Annotated in this window: 20 protein-coding genes; 14 read left to right on the top strand and 6 right to left on the bottom strand. The window is 60.9% G+C overall.

Annotated elements, in window-relative coordinates; genetic code table 11:
* The 3 genes from AC1RMF_RS10800 to AC1RMF_RS10790 all read left to right on the top strand — a co-directional run bounded on the left by AC1RMF_RS10800 (window position 1) and on the right by AC1RMF_RS10790 (window position 2,908).
* Window positions 1–450 (top strand): MaoC family dehydratase, encoded by a 450-nt coding sequence (locus AC1RMF_RS10800; protein WP_493141456.1) that lies wholly within the window; start codon window positions 1–3, stop codon window positions 448–450.
* A gap of 8 nt (window positions 451–458) precedes the next feature.
* The gene (gene pcaF, locus AC1RMF_RS10795) at window positions 459–1,661 is read left to right on the top strand and encodes a 3-oxoadipyl-CoA thiolase (protein ID WP_493141455.1); all 1,203 of its coding nucleotides are present in this window, start codon (window positions 459–461) and stop codon (window positions 1,659–1,661) included.
* 89 nt (window positions 1,662–1,750) lie between these two features.
* Window positions 1,751–2,908: a sterol desaturase family protein gene (locus tag AC1RMF_RS10790; protein ID WP_493141454.1), complete on the top strand. Its 1,158-nt coding sequence runs from the start codon at window positions 1,751–1,753 to the stop codon at window positions 2,906–2,908.
* On the opposite strand, the gene AC1RMF_RS10785 is transcribed toward AC1RMF_RS10790, so the two are convergent.
* Window positions 2,894–3,751: a fatty acid desaturase gene (locus AC1RMF_RS10785; protein ID WP_493141453.1), complete on the bottom strand. Its 858-nt coding sequence runs from the start codon at window positions 3,749–3,751 to the stop codon at window positions 2,894–2,896. The two genes, AC1RMF_RS10790 and AC1RMF_RS10785, sit on opposite strands and share 15 nt — an antisense overlap.
* 109 nt (window positions 3,752–3,860) lie before the next feature.
* On the opposite strand from AC1RMF_RS10785, the gene AC1RMF_RS10780 reads away from it, so the two are divergent.
* The 7 genes from AC1RMF_RS10780 (at window position 3,861) to AC1RMF_RS10750 (ending at window position 10,541) form a co-directional block, all read left to right on the top strand.
* Window positions 3,861–4,979, top strand: coding sequence for an S-(hydroxymethyl)glutathione dehydrogenase/class III alcohol dehydrogenase (locus AC1RMF_RS10780; RefSeq protein WP_493141452.1), 1,119 nt, complete (start codon window positions 3,861–3,863; stop codon window positions 4,977–4,979).
* Between the two features lie 8 nt (window positions 4,980–4,987).
* Window positions 4,988–5,851 carry an S-formylglutathione hydrolase gene (gene fghA, locus AC1RMF_RS10775; RefSeq protein WP_493141451.1) on the top strand — a complete coding sequence of 288 codons (864 nt, stop codon included), beginning with the start codon at window positions 4,988–4,990 and terminating at the stop codon, window positions 5,849–5,851.
* A 328-nt stretch (window positions 5,852–6,179) separates the two neighbouring features.
* On the top strand, window positions 6,180–6,989 hold the full coding sequence (locus AC1RMF_RS10770) for an ABC transporter ATP-binding protein (RefSeq protein ID WP_493141450.1): 810 nt from the start codon (window positions 6,180–6,182) through the stop codon (window positions 6,987–6,989).
* A complete protein-coding gene (locus tag AC1RMF_RS10765) occupies window positions 6,982–7,908 on the top strand; it encodes an ABC transporter permease (protein WP_493141449.1) in 927 nt (308 codons plus the stop codon). The genes AC1RMF_RS10770 and AC1RMF_RS10765 overlap by 8 nt, the downstream gene beginning before the upstream one ends.
* Entirely contained in the window at window positions 7,905–8,777 is an 873-nt protein-coding gene (locus AC1RMF_RS10760) for an ABC transporter permease (RefSeq protein ID WP_342619898.1), read from the top strand. Before AC1RMF_RS10765 ends, AC1RMF_RS10760 begins: the two co-directional genes overlap by 4 nt.
* Window positions 8,778–8,833: 56 nt before the next feature.
* Window positions 8,834–9,850: an ABC transporter substrate-binding protein gene (locus AC1RMF_RS10755; RefSeq protein ID WP_493141448.1), complete on the top strand. Its 1,017-nt coding sequence runs from the start codon at window positions 8,834–8,836 to the stop codon at window positions 9,848–9,850.
* 25 nt (window positions 9,851–9,875) lie between these two features.
* The gene (locus AC1RMF_RS10750; protein ID WP_493141447.1) at window positions 9,876–10,541 is read left to right on the top strand and encodes a TetR/AcrR family transcriptional regulator; all 666 of its coding nucleotides are present in this window, start codon (window positions 9,876–9,878) and stop codon (window positions 10,539–10,541) included.
* A gap of 4 nt (window positions 10,542–10,545) precedes the next feature.
* On the opposite strand, the gene AC1RMF_RS10745 is transcribed toward AC1RMF_RS10750, so the two are convergent.
* The 5 genes from AC1RMF_RS10745 to nhaR form a co-directional block, all read right to left on the bottom strand.
* Window positions 10,546–11,661, bottom strand: coding sequence for a sulfate/molybdate ABC transporter ATP-binding protein (locus AC1RMF_RS10745; protein ID WP_493141446.1), 1,116 nt, complete (start codon window positions 11,659–11,661; stop codon window positions 10,546–10,548).
* A gap of 28 nt (window positions 11,662–11,689) precedes the next feature.
* On the bottom strand, window positions 11,690–12,595 hold the full coding sequence (gene cysW / locus AC1RMF_RS10740) for a sulfate ABC transporter permease subunit CysW (RefSeq protein ID WP_493141445.1): 906 nt from the start codon (window positions 12,593–12,595) through the stop codon (window positions 11,690–11,692).
* Window positions 12,592–13,485, bottom strand: a complete 894-nt coding sequence (cysT, locus tag AC1RMF_RS10735) for a sulfate ABC transporter permease subunit CysT (protein ID WP_342619893.1) — start codon at window positions 13,483–13,485, stop codon at window positions 12,592–12,594. Before cysT ends, cysW begins: the two co-directional genes overlap by 4 nt.
* A complete protein-coding gene (locus AC1RMF_RS10730; protein ID WP_342619892.1) occupies window positions 13,486–14,484 on the bottom strand; it encodes a sulfate ABC transporter substrate-binding protein in 999 nt (332 codons plus the stop codon).
* 176 nt (window positions 14,485–14,660) lie between these two features.
* Window positions 14,661–15,554 carry a transcriptional activator NhaR gene (gene nhaR / locus AC1RMF_RS10725; protein ID WP_342619891.1) on the bottom strand — a complete coding sequence of 298 codons (894 nt, stop codon included), beginning with the start codon at window positions 15,552–15,554 and terminating at the stop codon, window positions 14,661–14,663.
* 108 nt (window positions 15,555–15,662) lie between these two features.
* Between nhaR and AC1RMF_RS10720 the strand changes: the two genes are divergently transcribed.
* From AC1RMF_RS10720 to AC1RMF_RS10705, 4 genes are all read left to right on the top strand, one after another.
* The gene (locus tag AC1RMF_RS10720) at window positions 15,663–16,184 is read left to right on the top strand and encodes an Rrf2 family transcriptional regulator (protein ID WP_342619890.1); all 522 of its coding nucleotides are present in this window, start codon (window positions 15,663–15,665) and stop codon (window positions 16,182–16,184) included.
* Window positions 16,185–16,327: 143 nt separating this feature from the next.
* Window positions 16,328–17,341 (top strand): taurine ABC transporter substrate-binding protein, encoded by a 1,014-nt coding sequence (gene tauA, locus AC1RMF_RS10715; protein ID WP_493141444.1) that lies wholly within the window; start codon window positions 16,328–16,330, stop codon window positions 17,339–17,341.
* Window positions 17,342–17,351: 10 nt separating this feature from the next.
* Entirely contained in the window at window positions 17,352–18,143 is a 792-nt protein-coding gene (locus AC1RMF_RS10710; RefSeq protein ID WP_493141443.1) for a taurine ABC transporter ATP-binding protein, read from the top strand.
* Window positions 18,140–19,027, top strand: a complete 888-nt coding sequence (locus AC1RMF_RS10705; RefSeq protein WP_493141442.1) for an ABC transporter permease subunit — start codon at window positions 18,140–18,142, stop codon at window positions 19,025–19,027. The genes AC1RMF_RS10710 and AC1RMF_RS10705 overlap by 4 nt, the downstream gene beginning before the upstream one ends.
* The last annotated feature ends 50 nt before the right edge of the window (window positions 19,028–19,077 follow it).

Raw genomic sequence — 19,077 nt, 5'->3', positions numbered from 1 at the left:
ATGCGGTTCGCTGAATTTTCTGCAGGGCTGGTGATTGAAGCCGGCCCCTACCATGTGACCCCGGCCGAGGTCCTGCAGTTCGCCAACGCCTACGACCCGCAGTGGTTCCACACCGATCCCGAGGCTGCAGCACAAGGTCGCTTCGGCGGCCTGATTGCCAGCGGTTGGCACACCTGCGGCATCGCCATGCGCCTGCTGGCGGACAAGGCGCTCAAGGGCTCCGAGTCGTTTGCTTCGCCGGGGCTGGCCTACGTCAAGTGGCCTCACCCGGTGCGCCCGGGCGACGACCTGACGGTCCGCTCCACGGTGCTGGAGACGCGCGTGGCGCGCAGCCAGCCGGGTCTGGGCATCCTGCGCTGGCGCTGGCAGCTATTCAACGCCCAGGGCACCGAGGTGCTGGACCTGGAAGCCACCAGCCTGTTTGATCTGACCAAACCACTTTCCAACTGATACCTGCCATGCAACAAGCCTTCATCTGCGACGCCATCCGCACCCCCTTCGGCCGTTATGGCGGCGCCCTCTCCTCCGTGCGCACCGACGACCTGGGCGCCATCCCGCTGCGCGCCCTCATGCAACGCAATTCCTCGGTGGACTGGGATGCAGTCACCGACGTGATCCTGGGGTGCGCCAACCAGGCGGGTGAAGACAACCGCAACGTGGCGCGCATGGCTGCGCTGCTTGCGGGCCTGCCGCAACAGGTACCCGGTGCCACAGTCAACCGCCTGTGCGGCTCCGGGCTGGACGCAGTCGGCACGGCGGCACGCGCCATCCGCGCGGGCGAAGCCACACTGATGATTGCTGGTGGCGTGGAGAGCATGAGCCGTGCACCCTTCGTGATGCCCAAAGCCGAGAGCGCTTTCAGCCGCGCTAACGCGGTGTATGACACCACCATCGGCTGGCGCTTCGTCAACAAGCTCATGAAGGCCCAGTACGGCGTGGACAGCATGCCCGAGACGGCAGAGAACGTGGCCACCGATTACAAGATAGACCGCGAAGCGCAGGATCGCATGGCACTGGCCAGCCAGTTGAAAGCCGTGGCCGCGCAAAAGGCCGGCCACCTGGCGCGCGAGATCTGCGCGGTGCACATTCCCCAGAAAAAGGGCGATGCGCTCGTCGTGGAAACCGATGAACACCCGCGCGAAACCAGCCTGGAAGCGCTAGCCAAGCTCAAGGGTGTGGTGCGTCCGGACGGCACGGTGACCGCCGGTAACGCCAGTGGCGTCAACGATGGCGCCTGCGCCCTGCTGCTGGCTGACGAAGCCACTGCGACCAAGAACGGGCTCACACCCAAGGCCCGCGTGGTGGGCATGGCCACGGCGGGTGTGGCGCCACGCATCATGGGCATAGGCCCGGCACCTGCGACAGAAAAGGTACTGGCTCTCACGGGCTTGAGCCTGGCGCAGCTGGATGTGATTGAACTCAACGAAGCCTTTGCCGCGCAGGGTCTGGCGGTGCTGCGCATGCTGGGTCTGCAGGACGACGACGCACGCGTCAACGCCTGGGGCGGGGCCATTGCCCTGGGGCATCCGCTGGGCGCTTCGGGCGCGCGCCTGGCCACCACGGCGATCAACCGGTTGCACGCAACGGGTGGGCGCTACGCGCTGTGCACCATGTGCATCGGTGTGGGCCAGGGCATTGCGCTGGTCCTGGAGCGGGTTTGAAGTCTTGGACTTACTATTTGGGTTCGACTACAGTCACTAAACCCAAACGGGTTTGATCCCAACAAAATAGTGTGAATCAAGGGGCGCACATGCTTGAGAAAAAAGTCAACGCGGTGTTTGGCGACGGTGAACCCAGCGGCTTCGGCTCCGGCTGGTGGAGTGGCGTTCTGTCCGCCTTCTTTGGCGTGCTCTCGCTTGGCGCAGTGATCTGCCTGCATTTCCCCCAGGTGCTGACCTCTCCAGAACTGCGCGCCTACTATCCCATGCCCATCATGCGCATGTTGATCCAGTCGGTCATCATTGCGGCCATCATCTTCGGTGTTGCCTCTGCCATCCTGCGCAGAAAGAAAATGCTAGGACTGACGGGGATGTCACTGGCCCTGCTTGCGACATTGTTGGGAGGGGCCAGTGTGCCTATCAACCAGACATTGCACAACGGACCTGCCATCGGTCTGGATTGGTTCCTGCTCGACATGCTGCTGATGACGTTGATCTTTTCGCCCATTGAGGTCCTGTGGCCGGCTTATCCAAAACAAAGTGTTTTCAGGGATGAGTGGCTGCTGGATATTGGCTACTTCCTGTCTACCCATTTGCCGATTCAGATCACATCATTTCTCATTCTGCTGCCGGCGACCGAGCTTACAAAGTACCTCGGTAATCCTGGTCTTTTGGAGACAGTGGGCCGCCTTCCCTGGCTATTGCAGCTATTCATGGCAGTGCTGGTGGCGGACCTGTGCGAGTACGCCATTCATCGACTGTTTCACACGGTACCGTCCCTCTGGCGCTTTCACGCCATCCACCATTCCTCCAAGTCGCTCGACTGGATCGCAGGTTCTCGTTCGCACCTCGTGGATGATGTTGTGGTGCGTGGATTCATGCTCATTCCCATGATGTTTGTGTTTCCACATGACATCATTGTGGCGTACCTATTCTTCGTGACGATACACGCCACCTGGACCCACTGCAATTTCGGTCCGACGCTTAAGTGGCTGGAACCGTATCTCATCCTGCCGCGCTACCACCACTGGCACCATAGCTCACAGCGCGAGGCGATCGACAAGAACTTTGCCATCCACTTCCCTTGGATCGACCGGATATTTGGGACTCACTACCTTCCTGCGAGTGACTGGCCCCACACATACGGACTCCACAAAGAGAAGCTACCGGACGGCTTCTGGGCGCAGACCCTCTACCCCTTCTCAAGAAGGGTGCGTTCCTATCCTAATTCGCCATCAAAAACCAACTGAAGTCAGTGGCACTTCCTTGGGAATTTCGATACCCGTGCGGGTTGCCCGAACCAGACGCAACGCCTTCATGGCCTTTACAGTCATGAAGCCGAAGTCGTACTCTGAATCGTCGTGACTCAGACGCAAAAGGCCTGGGGAATGGTGGTGGTTGTTCTGCAGGCAGGCGCTGAACGTCACGGTGACCGGCAGCCAGTCGCCAATGTTCATGGCGTTGTCCCGATCATCATCATGGCGCCTATAGCCGAACCTGCGGTCATGGGTCCAATAGTTTTGGACCATGTTGATCCAAAGAGCAAAAACTCGGAATACGGTCCACATCACCAGGGCAAAGCGCAGGTCGTTCACCAGTTGCGCCAGCAACCAGATGTTGAAGACCTGGGCCACCACGGCGAACACCGGATTGGAAACCAGCCGAAACGGCCAAGTTTTGAGAATATCGTCGTTGGCCACGTTGATGTCGCATTTGTAGGGAAATAGGCACAGGTACAGAGTGCGCCAAGCGCCGTCGGATGCCAGTTTGTTGGGATCGCCGGGATGGTCGGCATACCGGTGGTGAAGGCGGTGGCGGTTGATCCAGGAAACAGGATTGATGTAGACGCCAAACGTGTTGTTTACGATGGTAATGGTCTTGATGAACCACTCTTTGTAATCGAGCGCCCGATGGGCAATGCCCATATGTATGACGCAGGACAGGTATACGCCGCCCATGAACCAGCAAGCAATGAAATAAACGGAACCGATCAGCAAGCCAAGTAAAGGCCCCATGGATGAAGGCGCGAAGACCAAGCAGGCAAGTCCGTAAACAGCAATAAGTCCGTAGCCAATGACGTTATAGATCCCCATGTTGTCACCTTTTGATTTTGTTGGTTAATTGAAGCCTTGTGCAGATGGGCGGTTCATCATTTGGTAACGTCGATACCTGCACATTTCACAGATAGTAATAGGAACCACCATGCAAACCAAAGCAGCCGTCGCCTGGAAAGCCGGGCAACCCCTCACCATCGAAACCGTGGACCTGGCTGGGCCGCGCCTGGGCGAGGTGCTGGTGGAGATCAAGGCCACCGGCATCTGCCACACCGATTACTACACCCTGAGTGGTGCCGACCCCGAGGGCATCTTCCCCGCCATCCTGGGCCATGAAGGTGCCGGCGTGGTGGTGGATGTGGGCCCGGGTGTCACTTCGCTCAAGAAGGGCGACCACGTCATTCCGCTCTACACGCCCGAATGCCGCCAGTGCAAGTTCTGCCTGTCGCGCAAGACCAATCTGTGCCAGCTCATTCGCGGCACGCAAGGCAAGGGCCTGATGCCGGACGCCACCAGCCGCTTCAGCCTCAACGGCGACCCCATCTTCCATTACATGGGCACCAGCACCTTCAGCAACTACACCGTGGTGCCCGAGATCGCGCTGGCCAAGATCCGGTCCGACGCGCCCTTTGACAAGGTCTGCTACATCGGCTGCGGCGTGACCACTGGCATCGGCGCGGTGATCTTCACCGCCAAGGTGGAGGCCGGCGCCAACGCGGTGGTGTTCGGTCTGGGCGGCATCGGCCTGAATGTGATCCAGGGCCTGAAGATGGTGGGTGCCGACAAGATCATCGGCGTGGACCTCAACCCCGCGCGCGAAGCCATGGCCCGCAGCTTTGGCATGACGCACTTCCTCAACCCCAAGGACATCGAAGCGGCGGGCGGCAACATCGTGGACGCGATTGTCCAGCTCACCGATGGCGGCGCTGACTACAGCTTTGAGTGCATTGGCAACACCAAGGTCATGCGCCAGGCGCTGGAGTGCACGCACAAGGGCTGGGGCCGCAGCATCATCATCGGCGTGGCCGAAGCCGGTGCCGAAATCAGCACCCGCCCCTTCCAGCTGGTGACCGGGCGCAAATGGGAAGGCTCGGCCTTTGGCGGCGCCCGTGGCCGCACCGACGTGCCAAAAATAGTGGACTGGTACATGGAAGGCAAGATCAACATCGACAGCCTGATCACCCACACCATGCCGCTGGAAGACATCAACAAGGGCTTCGATTTGATGAAGCGCGGTGAGTCCATACGCGGCGTGGTGCTGTTCTGATCCGGCCCATGACCAGCGTCACCCTGACCAGTGAGCATGCCTGCTTTGGCGGCGTGCAGCGCTTCTACCAGCATGCGTCCGCCACCATTGGCCTGCCCATGCGCTTCTCGGTCTACCTGCCACCCCAGGCTGCGCACGGCAAGGTGCCCGCAGTCCTGTATCTGGCCGGGCTAACCTGCACCGAAGAGACCTTCATGACCAAGGCCGGCGCCCAGCGCGTGGCTGCGGAACTGGGCCTGGCGCTGATAGCGCCGGACACCAGTCCGCGCGGCGCGGGCGTCGCGGGCGAGACCGATGCCTGGGACTTTGGTGTGGGTGCCGGCTTCTATCTGGATGCCACGCAGGCCCCCTGGTCCAGGCACTACCGCATGGAGAGTTACCTGATGGACGAGCTGCTGCCGCTGGTCACCGACACACTGCCGGTGTATGCGAAGCGGCTGGGCATCATGGGCCACTCCATGGGCGGGCATGGCGCGCTGACGTTGGCGCTGCGCCACCCCGAGCGGTTCCAGAGTCTGTCGGCGTTTGCTCCCATCTGCGCGCCCACGCAGTGCCCCTGGGGTCACAAGGCGTTCACCGGTTATCTGGGATCCGACACCCAGGCTTGGCAGGCCCACGACGCCAGCGCTTTGATGACGCAGCGCGGCAAACCCCTGCTGGAGCGCCCTATCCTGATAGACCAGGGACTGGGTGACAAGTTCCTGGCAGAGCAGCTGCATCCGCATCTGTTCGAGCAGGCCTGCGCCCATGCGGGCCAGTCACTCAGCTTGCGCCGCCACGCGCAATACGACCACGGCTACTACTTCATCAGTACCTTCGTGGCGGACCACCTGCGCCACCATGCAGTGGGTCTGGGACTTCAGCTGCCCTGAGCCGCAGCCCGACTGTCGCGCCAAACTTGTGCACGGTTGCGTTGAATCCACCCCACATGCACTGACAACGGGATCGAGGTAGCGCAATCCGGTGCCCTGTGTAACCTGACCGTTTGGTCAGGTTGGCATGGAGCTTGCGTTATTGCTTCCACCATGGGAGCAATGCCTTGATTCTGCGATTTGAGAAGGGCTGCGCGGCTCGCGCATACCCTTGATCAGGATCATTCCGAATAAGGGAAAGCGAGCGGACCGATGGCTGTGAATTCATCGATCCTGACCAATTGGTTAACTTATGATGTTCGAACCCTTGTAGAGCCTGCCTGAGTCAATGACCAATACCGAACCGAATCGCCCTGCAAACTCTGCCCGTCTGGCCGTTCAAGTGCAGAACGCCAGCGTGATCTACCAGACCGCCGACACGCCCGTCCATGCGCTCAGCGACATTGATCTGGACATTGCCGAAGGCGAGTTCGTCTCCCTGATCGGCCCATCAGGCTGCGGCAAGACCACCTTGATGCGCGTCATTGCCGATCTGGAGCACATCAGTGCGGGCAAAGTGCTGGTCAATGGTGTGTCGCCCCACGATGCACGTCTTGCACGTGCCTATGGTTATGTGTTCCAGGCACCGGCCCTGTTTCCCTGGCGCACCGTGTTGGCCAATGTGACCCTGCCCTTGCAGATCCAGGGCAAGGGCCGTGCGGAGGCCAAACAGATTGCGGTGGAGCATCTGGAGCGCGTGGGCCTCAAGGGCTTTGAGGGGAAGTACCCCTGGCAGCTTTCTGGCGGCATGCAGCAGCGTGTGTCGATTGCGCGCGCGCTGTCGTTCGAGCCCAAGATACTGATGATGGACGAACCGTTTGGGGCGCTCGACGAAATCACCCGCGACCGTCTCAATGAACAGCTGCAGCAGCTTTGGCAGCGCGAACGCCGCACCGTGGTGTTCGTGACCCACTCGATTGCCGAAGCGGTGTATCTGTCCACCAAGATCGTGGTGATGTCACCCCGACCCGGGCGCATCGTGAAAGTGATCAACTCACCCCTGCCGGATGACCGTCATCTGGGATTGCGCGATACCACCGATTTCATTGCCGTGGCGCACGAAGTGCGCGAGGCCCTGGCGGACCACCACCATGGCTGAAGCGACGGCGTCTTCAAGCGCCGGCGGCGGCCAAACCCCGTCTGGTCTGCACGGTCTGCTCCACAAGGGTTTGCCGATTGCGGTGGTGCTCTTTGCCGTGGTGCTGATCTGGTATGGCGCTGCCTGGGCGCTGAATGCACCGGGCGCCATCGAACGCGTGCTGGACGCGGACGCCGGCTACACCTGGCAGGAGCTGTTCAAGGCCACCATGACCATGGAGCGCCCGCTGATGCCGGCACCGCACCAGGTGGTGATGGACTTCTATGAGAGTCTCACCGGCTATCCCGTGGACAACCCGCGCAACCTGATGTACCACGTCGCCGTCACCGGCCAGAGCACCCTTCTGGGTTTTGCCATGGGCACTGTGCTGGGCCTGGTGCTGTCCATCCTGATCGTGCACAGCCGCACGCTGGACCGCGCGCTCATGCCCTGGATCGTGGCGTCGCAGACAGTGCCGGTGCTGGCGATAGCGCCCATCGTGCTGGTGATTCTGGGCAGCCTGGGTTTTTCCGGGACGGCGCCCAAGGCAGTGATTGCCATGTACCTGTGTTTCTTCCCCGTCACCGTGGCCATGGTAGCCGGGCTGCGTTCGCCGCAAAAGATCGAGACCGAGATGATGCATACCTACGCTGCCAGCCGCTGGCAGGCACTGTGGCTGTTGCGCATGCCCGCAGCGCTGCCGTTCCTTTTCCCCGCCCTGCGCGTGGGTGTGGCCGCCGGGCTGGTGGGTGCCATGGTGGCTGAGCTGCCTACCGGCGCACAAGCCGGTCTTGGCGCACGGCTGCTCACGGGTTCGTACTACGGTCAGACAGTGCAGATATGGTCTGCGCTGGTGATGTCGGCGTTTCTGGGACTGTTCCTCACAGCCATCGTAGCGGCTGTCGAGCGACTCGTGCTGCGCAATCGGGGGGGCGTATGAACATTCTGCTGGACGGCAACGCGCCCATGTTCTGGCCGCTCATCACGCTGTTGGCTGTCATTGCCATTTTCACGATCTACAAGACCGCGGCACTCGACGGCAGCCGCTGGGTGGGGCCACTCACGGCTGGCGTGTTTGGCCTGTGGGTGCTGTTCTTCTGGGAAGTGCTGGTGCGTGCGCTCGATGTTTCGCGCGTGCTGCTGCCAGCGCCCAGCCTGATCCTGGGCTCGCTGGTCGAGCATGCGCCCAAGCTCTGGGGCGATTTTGTGCAGACGGTGCTCAAGGCAGTCCTCGTTGGCTGGGCCCTGGGTTGTGGTCTGGGTTTTGCCGTGGCGGTGGCCATCGACCGTATGCCGTTCTTGCAGCGCGGGCTGCTGCCGGTAGCGTCTCTTACCAGTGCGATTCCGCTGGTGGGCGTGGCGCCCATCGCGGTGATGTGGTTTGGCTTTGAGTGGCCCAGCAAATCGGCGGTGGTGGTGTTGATGACCTTCTTCCCCATGCTGGTGTCCACACTGGCAGGCCTGAAGGCGGCTGGCAAGCTGGAGCGGGAGCTGATGTACAGCTATGCCGCCAGCTACACCCGCACGCTGCTGGCACTACGCCTGCCCTCGGCCCTGCCCTATATCTTTAACGCACTCAAGGTCAATGCCACGCTGGCGCTGATTGGCGCCATCGTGGCGGAGTTCTTCGGCTCGCCCACCATGGGCCTGGGCTTTCGCATTTCCACCGAGTCGGCCAAGATGAATATGCCCTTGGTGTGGGGTGCGATTGTGGTGGCCTCGGTCACCGGATCGGTGGCCTATGCCGTGCTGGTCGCGCTGGAGCGCCGTGCCGCGTTCTGGCACCCATCGGTGCGCGAAGGCAAATAGTGGTGGCAAATGGTTTGTGTTCCTGTGTAGTTTCTTTAACCCTGAAGGAGTAGTCCATGATTCGTTCTCGCAAATTCACCAGTAGCCTGCTGGCTGCGGTATTGGCCGTGTGTGGCGTTGCTGCCAGCACCGGCGCCCTTGCCAATGAAGCGGTGACCGTGCAGCTCAAGTGGGTGCCGCAAGCCCAGTTTGCCGGTTATTACATGGCCGCTGCCAAGGGCTACTACAAGGCCGAGGGCCTGGACGTCACCATCAAACCCGGTGGCCCGGATATCGCTCCCACACAAGTGCTGGCAGGCAAGCAGGCCGACATCGTGGTGGACTGGATGCCCTCCGCCCTGGCTTCGCGTGAAGCTGGCGTGCCGCTGGTCAACGTGGCCCAGATCTTCAACCAGTCCGGCCTGATGCTGACCTGCAAGAAGAAGAGCGGCGTCTCCAGCCCCAAGGACTTCAAGGGCAAGACCCTGGGTGTCTGGTACGGCGGCAATGAGTACCCCTTCCTCAACTGGATGAGCAAGCTCGGCCTCAAGACCGACTCCGACATCAAAATCCTCAAGCAAGGCTTCAACGTGGATCCGCTGCTGCAGGACCAGGCCGCCTGTATCTCCACCATGATCTACAACGAATACTGGCAAGTCGTGGACGCCGGTGTGAAGGAAAAGGATTTGGTTACCTTCTTCTATGAGAAGGAAGGCGTGGCCACTCTGGAAGACGGCCTGTACGTGCTGGAACCCAACCTGAAAGACCCGGCCTTCGTCGCACGCATGGGCAAGTTCCTCAAGGCCACACTCAAGGGCTGGAATGATGCAGTGAAAGATCCCGCCGGTGCCGCCAAGGCTGTGGTGGATGCTGACACCTCTGGCAGCTCCAACCTGAAGGTGCAAACCCGTCAGATGGAAAACGTGGCCAAGCTGATCACCAATGCCGGTACCAAGAAGATCGGCTACCTGGAACCCTCTGCCTATGAGCGCACCGTCAAGGTGTTGCTGGCTGGTGGCAGCGACCCCGTGATCAAGAAGGATCCGGGCAAGGCCGCTTACTCGCACGCCATCTGGGACGCTGCCCAGAAGTAATCAGCCGCAAGCAGGAAGCACGCGAATGCCATTGAATACCAAGACCGTTCGCGTGCGTCCACAGACAGAGGCTGCAGAAGCCCAGACCAAGGGCCTCATTCGCCAGACGAACGAGGCCCGTATTTTGTTGGCTGCGGAGAAGGTATTTGCCCGGGCCGGATTTGGCGGCGCCACCATGGCCGCCATCGCCGAAGCAAGTGGCTTACCCAAAGCCAATCTGCATTACTACTTCGGCAGCAAGGACGTGCTGTACCGCGCGGTCCTGTCGCACATTCTCAACGACTGGCTGGTACCCACACACGGCATCACCGTAGACGCCGAACCACGCGCTGCGCTGGAAGCCTATATCCGCGCCAAGATGGACCTCTCCGCCCAACGGCCAGACGGCTCCAAGGTGTTTGCCAATGAATTGCTGCACGGCGCGCCGGTGGTAAGCGAACTGCTACGCACCGAGCTGCGCCAGCTCGTCAAACAAAAGGCCGCCGTGGTGCAGGGCTGGATTGATGCCGGGCGCATGGCCCCGGTGGATGCCACCCATCTCTTCTTCACCATCTGGGCCGCCACGCAGACCTACGCCGATTTCGACGTGCAGGTGTGTGCCGTGCTGGGCAAGGAATCCCTGAGCCCCAAGGACCACGCCCGTGCCACTGAGCATGTGGTGTCGTTGATTCTGCGCGGCTGCGGTCTCTAGGACCTCAGGCTACAAACACGCGCGCCTTGCGCGGCGTCAGCACCAGCGTCTCACCTTCCTTGAAGGCTTCTTGCGCGAACTGCGTGGCAGGGATCTGCGCTTCGATGATGTCGCCGCTGCCGGCCGCCGAGGCGTCCAAGGGCAGCAGTTCCAACCGCGCGATCGGGCCCACCACAATGGCGCGCACCAGCTTGGCCGGAATACCACTCTGGGGGTTCTCAGCGCTGACGTTGGCGGCTTCACCGGCCTGGTAGCGGCGCACATCCAGATCGTGGGGGCGCACATAGGCAAAGGCCTTGGCGTCTTGTGTATCGCTGTGCTCGGGGCTGGCCAAGCGCACGCCGTGGAGCTGTTCGCCGATCAGCATCTCGCCCTCGTGTGCGCGGCCATGGAACAGGTTCACATCCCCCAGGAAACCATAAACAAAGGGGCTGGCCGGATGGTCCCACACTTCCTGTGGCGAGCCGATCTGCTCGATGGTGCCGCTGTTCATCAGCACCACGCGGTCGGCCACTTCCAGCGCCTCTTCCTGGTCATGCGTCACGAAGATGCTGGTCACGTGCAGGTCGTCGTGCAGGCGGCGCAGCCAGCGGCGCAACTCTTTGCGCACCTTGGCGTCCAGCGCGCCAAAAGGCTCGTCCAGCAGCAGCACCTTGGGCTCCACCGCCAGGGCGCGGGCCAGCGCGATGCGCTGGCGTTGACCGCCCGAGAGCTGCGCCGGATAGCGGTCGGCCAGCCAATCGAGTTGCACCAGGTTCAGCAGCTTGTGCACTTTCTCCTTGATGACAGCTTCCGAAGGGCGGGTTGCGCGTGACTTCATGCGCAGCCCGAAGGCCACGTTGTCAAACACGGTCATGTGGCGGAACAGCGCGTAGTGCTGGAACACAAATCCCACATTGCGGTCGCGCACATGCACGTCGGTGGTGTCTTCACCGCTGAACAGAATATTGCCTTGGTCCGCTGTTTCCAGGCCGGCAATGATGCGCAGCAAGGTGGTCTTGCCGCAGCCCGACGGGCCCAGCAGTGCCACCAGTTCCCCGGAGTCTATGTCCAGGCTGACATTGCGCAGCGCATGGAAGTTGCCGAAGTGTTTGTCGACGTTGCGAATGGCGATGCTCATGGTTTCTTCTCTAAATTTCGGGAAATGGTCACGTGGCAGACGGTGCAACAACCAAGGGGCGCTCGGGTGGCAGTGCCGCCGCGGCTTTTTGATCACGTTCGAATCGCCACTCCACAACCTGCTTGATAACTAGGGTGACCAAGGCCAACAGGGCCAGCAGCGATGCCACCGCAAAGGCTGCCACCGACTGGTACTCGTTGTACAGAATCTCCACGTGTAGCGGGATGGTGTTGGTCTGGCCGCGGATGTGGCCGGATACCACCGACACCGCACCGAACTCGCCCATGGCGCGCGCGTTGCACAGGATTACGCCGTACACCAGGCCCCACTTGATGTTGGGCAGCGTCACATGCCAGAAGGTCTGCCAGCCGGTGGCACCCAGCACGATGGCCGCTTGCTCCTCGTCGGTTCCTTGCGCCTGCATCAGCGGAATGAGTTCGCGGGCAATGAACGGGAAGGTTACGAAGATGGTGGCCAGCACAATGCCTGGTATGGCAAACACGATCTTGATGTCGTGCGCCTGCAGCCACGGGCCGATCCAGCCCTGGGCGCCAAACATCAGCACATAAATCAGGCCGGCCACCACGGGCGATACCGAGAACGGCAGGTCCACCAAGGTGGTCAGAAAGGCCTTGCCTTTGAATTCGTACTTGGCAATCGACCAGGCTGCGGCAATACCGAATACCAGGTTCAGCGGTACTGCAATCGCTGCCGTGATCAGTGTCAGCCGGATCGCACTCCAGGCGTCAGGCTCCTTGAGCGCTTCAAGAGCCGCATCGCCACCCTTGCGCAAAGCCTCGGTGAACACCGCGGCCAGGGGCAGCACCAGGAACAGGAAGATGAAAGCCAGCGCAATGGTCAACAGGGTCCATTTGACCCAGGTGGGTTCAGTCGTTCCGGCTTGTGCGCGTCGTACTGTGCGTGTATTGCTCATGACGAACTCCCGCCGGAGCGGCGACGCTGCCAGGCTTGCAGGGCATTGATGACCAGAAGCAGGAGGAAGGAGATGACCAGCAGCACCACGGCGACTGCGGTGGCTCCGGCGTAGTCGTATTGCTCGAGCTTGCCGATGATGATGAGGGGGGTGATTTCCGAGATCATGGGCATGTTGCCGGCAATGAAGATCACCGAGCCGTATTCACCGATCGCGCGGGCAAAGGCCATGGCAAAGCCGGTCAGCAGTGCCGGTGCAATAGTCGGCAGGATCACGTGCCAGAAGGTCTGCAGACGGGTGGCACCCAGGCAGGTGGCGGCTTCTTCCAGCTCCTTCTCGGCGTCTTCCAGCACCGGTTGCACGGTGCGCACCACAAAGGGCAGGCCGATGAAGATGAGTGCAATCACCACGCCGTTGCGGTTGAAGGCCAGCTGGATGCCGTAGGGCTCCAGCAAGGAACCGATCCAGCCATTGCTGGCCAGCAGCGCGGTGAGCGAAATGCCCGCCACCGCAGTGGGCAGTGCGAAGGGCAAGTCCACCAGCGCGTCGATGATTTTCTTGCCGGGGAAGCTATAGCGCACCAGCACCCAGGCCACCAGCAGGCCGAACACGGCGTTCACCAGCGCCGCAATCAGGGACGCGCCAAAGGTCAGGCGGTACGAAGCCAGGACCCGGGGGCTGCTCACGGCCAGCACGAACTGGTCCCAGGTCAGGGTAAAGGTTTTGAAGATCAGTGCGGACAGCGGAATCAGCACGATCACGCTCAGATAAAACAGCGTGTAACCCAGGGTGAGCTTGAAGCCCGGCAGCACGCGCCGGGGCGTTCGGCGGTTTGCGGACGCGTTGTCGGCACCCTGCACCGACAGGGCGTTCGCGGTGACGGCACTCATTTACTTGACCGTATACAGCTTGTCGAACTGACCACCGTCGTTGAAGTGCACTTTCTGTGCTTCGGCCAGGGAGCCGAACAGCTCTTCCACGGTGAATAGCTGGATGGGCTTGAAGGTAGAGGCGTACTTCTTGAGGATGGCGGCGTTGGTCGGGCGCAGGGCGTGCTTGGCGGCAATCTCCTGCGCTTCATCGCTATAGAGATAGGTCAAATAAGCCTTGGCAAGATCGGCCGTTCCCTTCTTGGCCACAGTACGCTCCACCACGGCCACCGGGTTTTCCGCCACGATGCTGATGCTGGGGTGGATGGCGTCGACCTTGCCGGTGCCAAATTCACGGTCCACGGAAACCACTTCGGATTCAAAGGTGATCAGCACATCGCCGATATTGCGTTGCAGGAAGATGGTCGTGGCATCGCGCCCGCCCTTGGCCAGTACCGGCACATTCTTGTAGAGCTTGGCCACAAACTCAGCGGCTTGGGCATCTGTGCCACCCTTCTTGCGCACATAGCCCCAAGCGGCCAGATAGGCCATGCGGCCGTTGCCGCCGGTTTTGGGGTTGACGACCACGACTTGAACGCCTGGTTTGATCAGGTCGTCCCAGTCCTTGATGCCCTTGGGATTGCCCTCACGGGTCAGGAACAGCATGGTGCTTGAATTCGGCGATGCGTTGTTGGGGAAGCGTTTCTTCCAGTCCTTGGCCACCACACCGGCATTGGCCAGGAAGTCCACGTCGGTGGTGGTGTTCATGGTCACCACGTCAGCGTCCAGGCCGTCGGCCACAGCGCGCGCCTGCGCGCTGGAACCACCATGGGACTGGTCAATCTTGATGTCCTTGCCGGTGCTTTTCTTGTAACTGGCAATGAAGGCGGCGTTCACATCCTTGTAGAACTCGCGCGACACGTCATAAGACGCATTCAGCAATGTCTGGGCGGATGCCAGATTGCTTACCGAAAGCGCCAAGGCCGCCAGGGCCAACGTCAGTTTTTGTTTGAATTGCATGGGTCAAGTTCAGGAAGGGTTGAGCGGCGGGTGCGAAAACACCCCATTGGAGTCCGCATTGTGCAGACCGAAGCCGCAATAACCAACGAATACTTGGTTGTTTGCATATGCGGATTCCCTCTATAGAAGGGTTCTCCATATGCAGAAAGCCTTGAAGCTCGGGAGACTCGGAGCAATCAGCCGAACAGCGTGACGCGGGCCGCATCGGTGATGGCCACGACGCATGGATGGGTAATGCGGCGCTCCACGGAGACGGCAAAAAACTCGTCCCGCAGCTCGTCGGTGCGGCCAATGACCTTCACGCCAAACTGCCGGATGATTTCGTCCTCGACCACACTGGGCGCCATGAACACGCCCCGGCCCTCGCGCCCGAAGGCGGTCATCAGGGCACCGTCGTCAAACTCGCCGACGATCCGTGGCTGCACACCGTGGCGCGTCAGCCAACTCTCGAGTTGGCCGCGAACCGAGGCTTGCGTGCCGGGTATCAGCATGGGCTGGTTGGTCATGCAGTGGGGAAACTTGCCCTTGAGCTGCGCCTTGAGTTCCGGCGTACAGAAGAAGCTCATGGCGGTGCCACCGAGCGCATGGTTGAAGGCACGCACGTTCAGGCGACGCGACATGGCTTCGTCGGCAATTACCAGATCCAGGCGGTTGAGCGCCAACTGCGCCAACAGGTCGGGGAACTTACCCTCCACGCAGATGAGCCGCACCGGCTCGTCAATGGACAGCGCCGGCTCCAGCAGCCGGTAGGCAATGGACTTGGTGACCGAGTCCGCCACACCCACGGAAAAGTCCAGAACCTTCTTGCCGTCCCGGGCGGTCTGCAAGGCGCTCTCCAGTTCAGCGCCCAGCGTGAATATCTGGTCGGCATAGCCCAGGGCGATTCGTCCGTCTTCGGTCAGTTCCAGATTGCGGCCGCTCTTCTTGAACAGCTTGCGGCCCAGCCAGTCCTCCAGCAACTTGATCTGGCCGGACAAGGTTTGGGGCGTTGTGTGGAGCTGTTCCCCCGCCCGGGTGATGCCGCCGGCCTTGGCCGTGACCCAGAAGTAGCGCAGGTGTTTGAAGTTCATCAGTTTTTCGCGAAGTAAAGTAATGAAAAATTCGACTTTTCACGAAGCATTGTCGACCCTATATTCCACTCACACAAGTGCCTTTGCACTTGCATAGGAGTGATAACCATGCGACTCAGTACCCGTGGACGTTTTGCCATTACCGCCATGATTGACCTTGCGCTGCGCGACAAGGGCTACCCGGTACCTCTATCTGACTTGGCCTTGCGCCACGGCATTTCCCTTTCCTATTTGGAGCAGGTGTTTGCCAAGCTGCGCCAGCACAGCCTGGTGGAAAGCACACGCGGCCCCGGCGGCGGCTACACCCTGGGCTTTCGCGGTGACAGCATCACCGTGGCAGACATCATCAGTGCCATCGAGGAAGTGGGCGATCCCCAAAGCGCGCGCAAGCAACGCCAGGGCGTGCTCAACACCCAGGCGCTGTGGGACTCGCTACATACCGCCGTGTTTGAACATATGAAGACCATCACGCTCAAGAGCTTGGCAGATGGCCAGCGCGCCGCAGGCTTCAAGGTGGATGAACGCCGCAAGGTCAGCAACAAGGGCGTAATGCCTGCCGCACCGCGCCCAGTTTTGCGCAACCTGCCACCGAACTCGGTGTTCGCACTGGCGCAGCATTTCCGCCCCTGATGTGTGGCGGCCTGGAGCCGCCATCTTCGTTATTCACATTTACAAGATCGAAAACGGTCTTTGTCTAGCGCGAGGTCCCTCCATACAGTTCACCCAGGGTCACACACCGTGGGCCTGTGAATTGTTAAAGAAGGACCTCGCACATGAAAATCGATAGAAGAAAGCTTGCCGCGACGCTAGCCACCCTGGCCCTTGCCGCTACCTTTGGCGTGAGCGCTGCAGACAAGTCTGTGGTGGTCGGTTACCAGACCGACGCGTTGCCCTCTTCGCTGGGCATTGCCAATGGAGACTATGAAAAAGCCACGGGTTACAAGATTGACTTCCGCAAGTTCAATTCCGGAGCCGACGTGTTCGCCGCCATTGCCTCCGGTGACGTGCAGGTGGGTTATGTAGGTTCCAGCCCCTATGCAGCAGCCACTTCCCGTGGACTGGACGTCAAGGCTTTCTATCTGGCTTCCATTTCGGGCATCGACGAGGCGCTGGTCGTTCGCAACGGATCGGGCATCAACTCCCTGTCCGATCTCAAAGGCAAGAAGCTTGCCGCGGCTCCCGTGTCCACAGACCATTACCAGTTGCTGGCACTCATCAAGAGCCAGGGCCTGACCGAGAAGGACGTGCAGGTCTTTGCCATTCCCCAGCCTGAAATCGTGGCGGCTTTCAATCGCGGTGACATCGACGGTGGCTTTGTCTGGGATCCGGCGCTCACCGAGCTCAAGAAGAACGGCAAGGTATTGGTGACCTCCAAGGAAGTGGCCGAAAAGGGCGCGCCCACCTTCTCCGCCTGGGTCGCCACTGGCGCCTTCGCCAAGGACCATCCGGAGTTCCTCAAAGGGTTTGCCAGCGTGATCGAAAAGCACACCCAGTCCTTTTTGACCAACAAGGCCGCCTGGAACAAGGACAGCGACAACGCCAAGCAGCTTGCCAAGTTGCTGGGCGGCACACCGGCCGATCAGGCTGCGGGCCTGCTCAACCTGAACCTGGTGCCTTTGACTGCACAGGCTTCCGACGCCTGGCTGGGCGGTGGTGAGAAGTCCGGCGTTGCCAGAATCCTGAAAGAGACTTCTGCCTTCCTGAAAGAGCAGAAGAAGATCTCCGACGTGTTGCCCAGCTACGCGGCCTACGTGACTCCCACGGTGGTTGCGTCCCTGAAGAAGTAAGCAGGCTTTCATGCTGAAGGTCGACAACGCCAGCGTCTTTTTTGAGGCCCGCAATGGCCGCCCGGTACAGGCACTCGACAACGTTTCACTCGAGATTCCCAACGGCGGCTTTGTGGTGGCTTTGGGCACATCGGGGTGTGGCAAGTCCACCCTGCTTAATGCCATGGCGGGGTTTCTGCCTCTGTCCAAAGGCACGATTACCTTGGACGGCCAGCCCGTCGGTGGGCCTGGCGCCGACCGCGGGGTGGTGTTTCAGAAAGACACCTTGCTGCCCTGGCAGTCGGTGCTGGACAACGTGGCTCTGGGCCTGAAGTTTGCCGGCGTGCCGCGGCGCGAGCGTGAAGAACGGGCACACGAACTGCTGCGCTTGGTGGGCTTGCAGGATTTTGCCAAGTCTGCGCCCTACGAGTTGTCAGGTGGCATGCGCCAGCGCGTCGGCCTGGCACGGGCGCTGGCTCCGGACCCCAAGATCTTGTTGATGGACGAGCCTTTTGGTGCACTCGACAGCATGACGCGGGAGCAGATGCAGGAGCTGCTGGTGTCGGTATGGGCACGTACCGGCAAGCAGGTGTTCTTCATTACCCATTCCATTGAAGAGGCCCTTTTTCTGGGCACCCAGGTCATTGTGATGTCACCGCGCCCGGGTCGGATCGTGGCCCGTTTCGACGTGGATTTCGTGCGGCGTTTCGCGCGCGATCGCGATGCGCGCGCCATCAAGACCTTGCCCGAATTTTCCGAACTGCGCGAAGAGATCCGCAGCATCGTGCACCAGACCGAAGACCAGGAGTTGGCAAGCGTATGAGCGATATGGCTGCACAGCTGGCATTGATTCAGAACGTGGACGCCAGTCCCACCGTGATGTTGCCGGATACCAAGACACCCTCGCCCAAGGTTGTGAAGATGCGCAACTTTGGTATTGGGGAAGGCTCCACCGCCCCGATCAGCCTGATCAGTGGCGTCGTATTGCTACTTGCATGGTGGGGCGTGACGCAAGCGGGCTGGGTCTCTCATCTGTTTTTACCCGCACCGGCTGAAGTCATCACCATGGCCCAATCGATCTGGGCGGATGGCTATGCCAACGCCACCTTGTGGGAACATGTATCGGCCAGTCTGGCACGCATCCTGTCGGCAGCGGCCATTGCCGTACTGCTGGGTATTCCGGTGGGCCTGCTCATGGGGTTGAACCGCTGGGCCAAGGGCGTGCTGGACACGCCCATCGAGTTCTACTGGCCGCTACCGCCCTTGGCGTACCTGCCCTTGATGATCATCTGGCTGGGTATTGGTGAAGCATCCAAGATCACCTTGCTGACGCTGGCCATGTTTGCACCCATCGTGCTCTCGGCCCAGGCTGGGGTGCGTGCGCTGCCCATCGAGCGCGTCAACGCGGCACTCACACTGGGCGCCAGCCCCTGGCAGCTGTTTACCGAAGTGGTGCTGCCCTCGGCACTGCCTGAAATCTTGACCGGCATACGCATTGCGCTGGGCGTGGGCTGGGGCACGCTGGTGGCCGCCGAACTGATTGCCGCCAATCGGGGCATCGGTTATCTGATCATGTCGGCCTCACACTTCCTGGCGACGGACGCAGTGTTCGTGGGTATTGGCGTCATTGCCATCTGCGCCTTTGGTTTCACCCTGGCTATGCGCCTGTTGGAGAGCGTACTGGTTCCCTGGAAGGGCAAGAGCTAGACATCAATCAAGTAACGTGCCTGTCATGGCGCATGCGGTACAGTTCTTGC

The sequence above is a fragment of the Rhodoferax sp. GW822-FHT04A08 genome (assembly GCF_058801025.1).
Note: the sequence above shows the minus strand (reverse complement) of the source record. Positions and strands in the feature narration are given on the sequence as shown.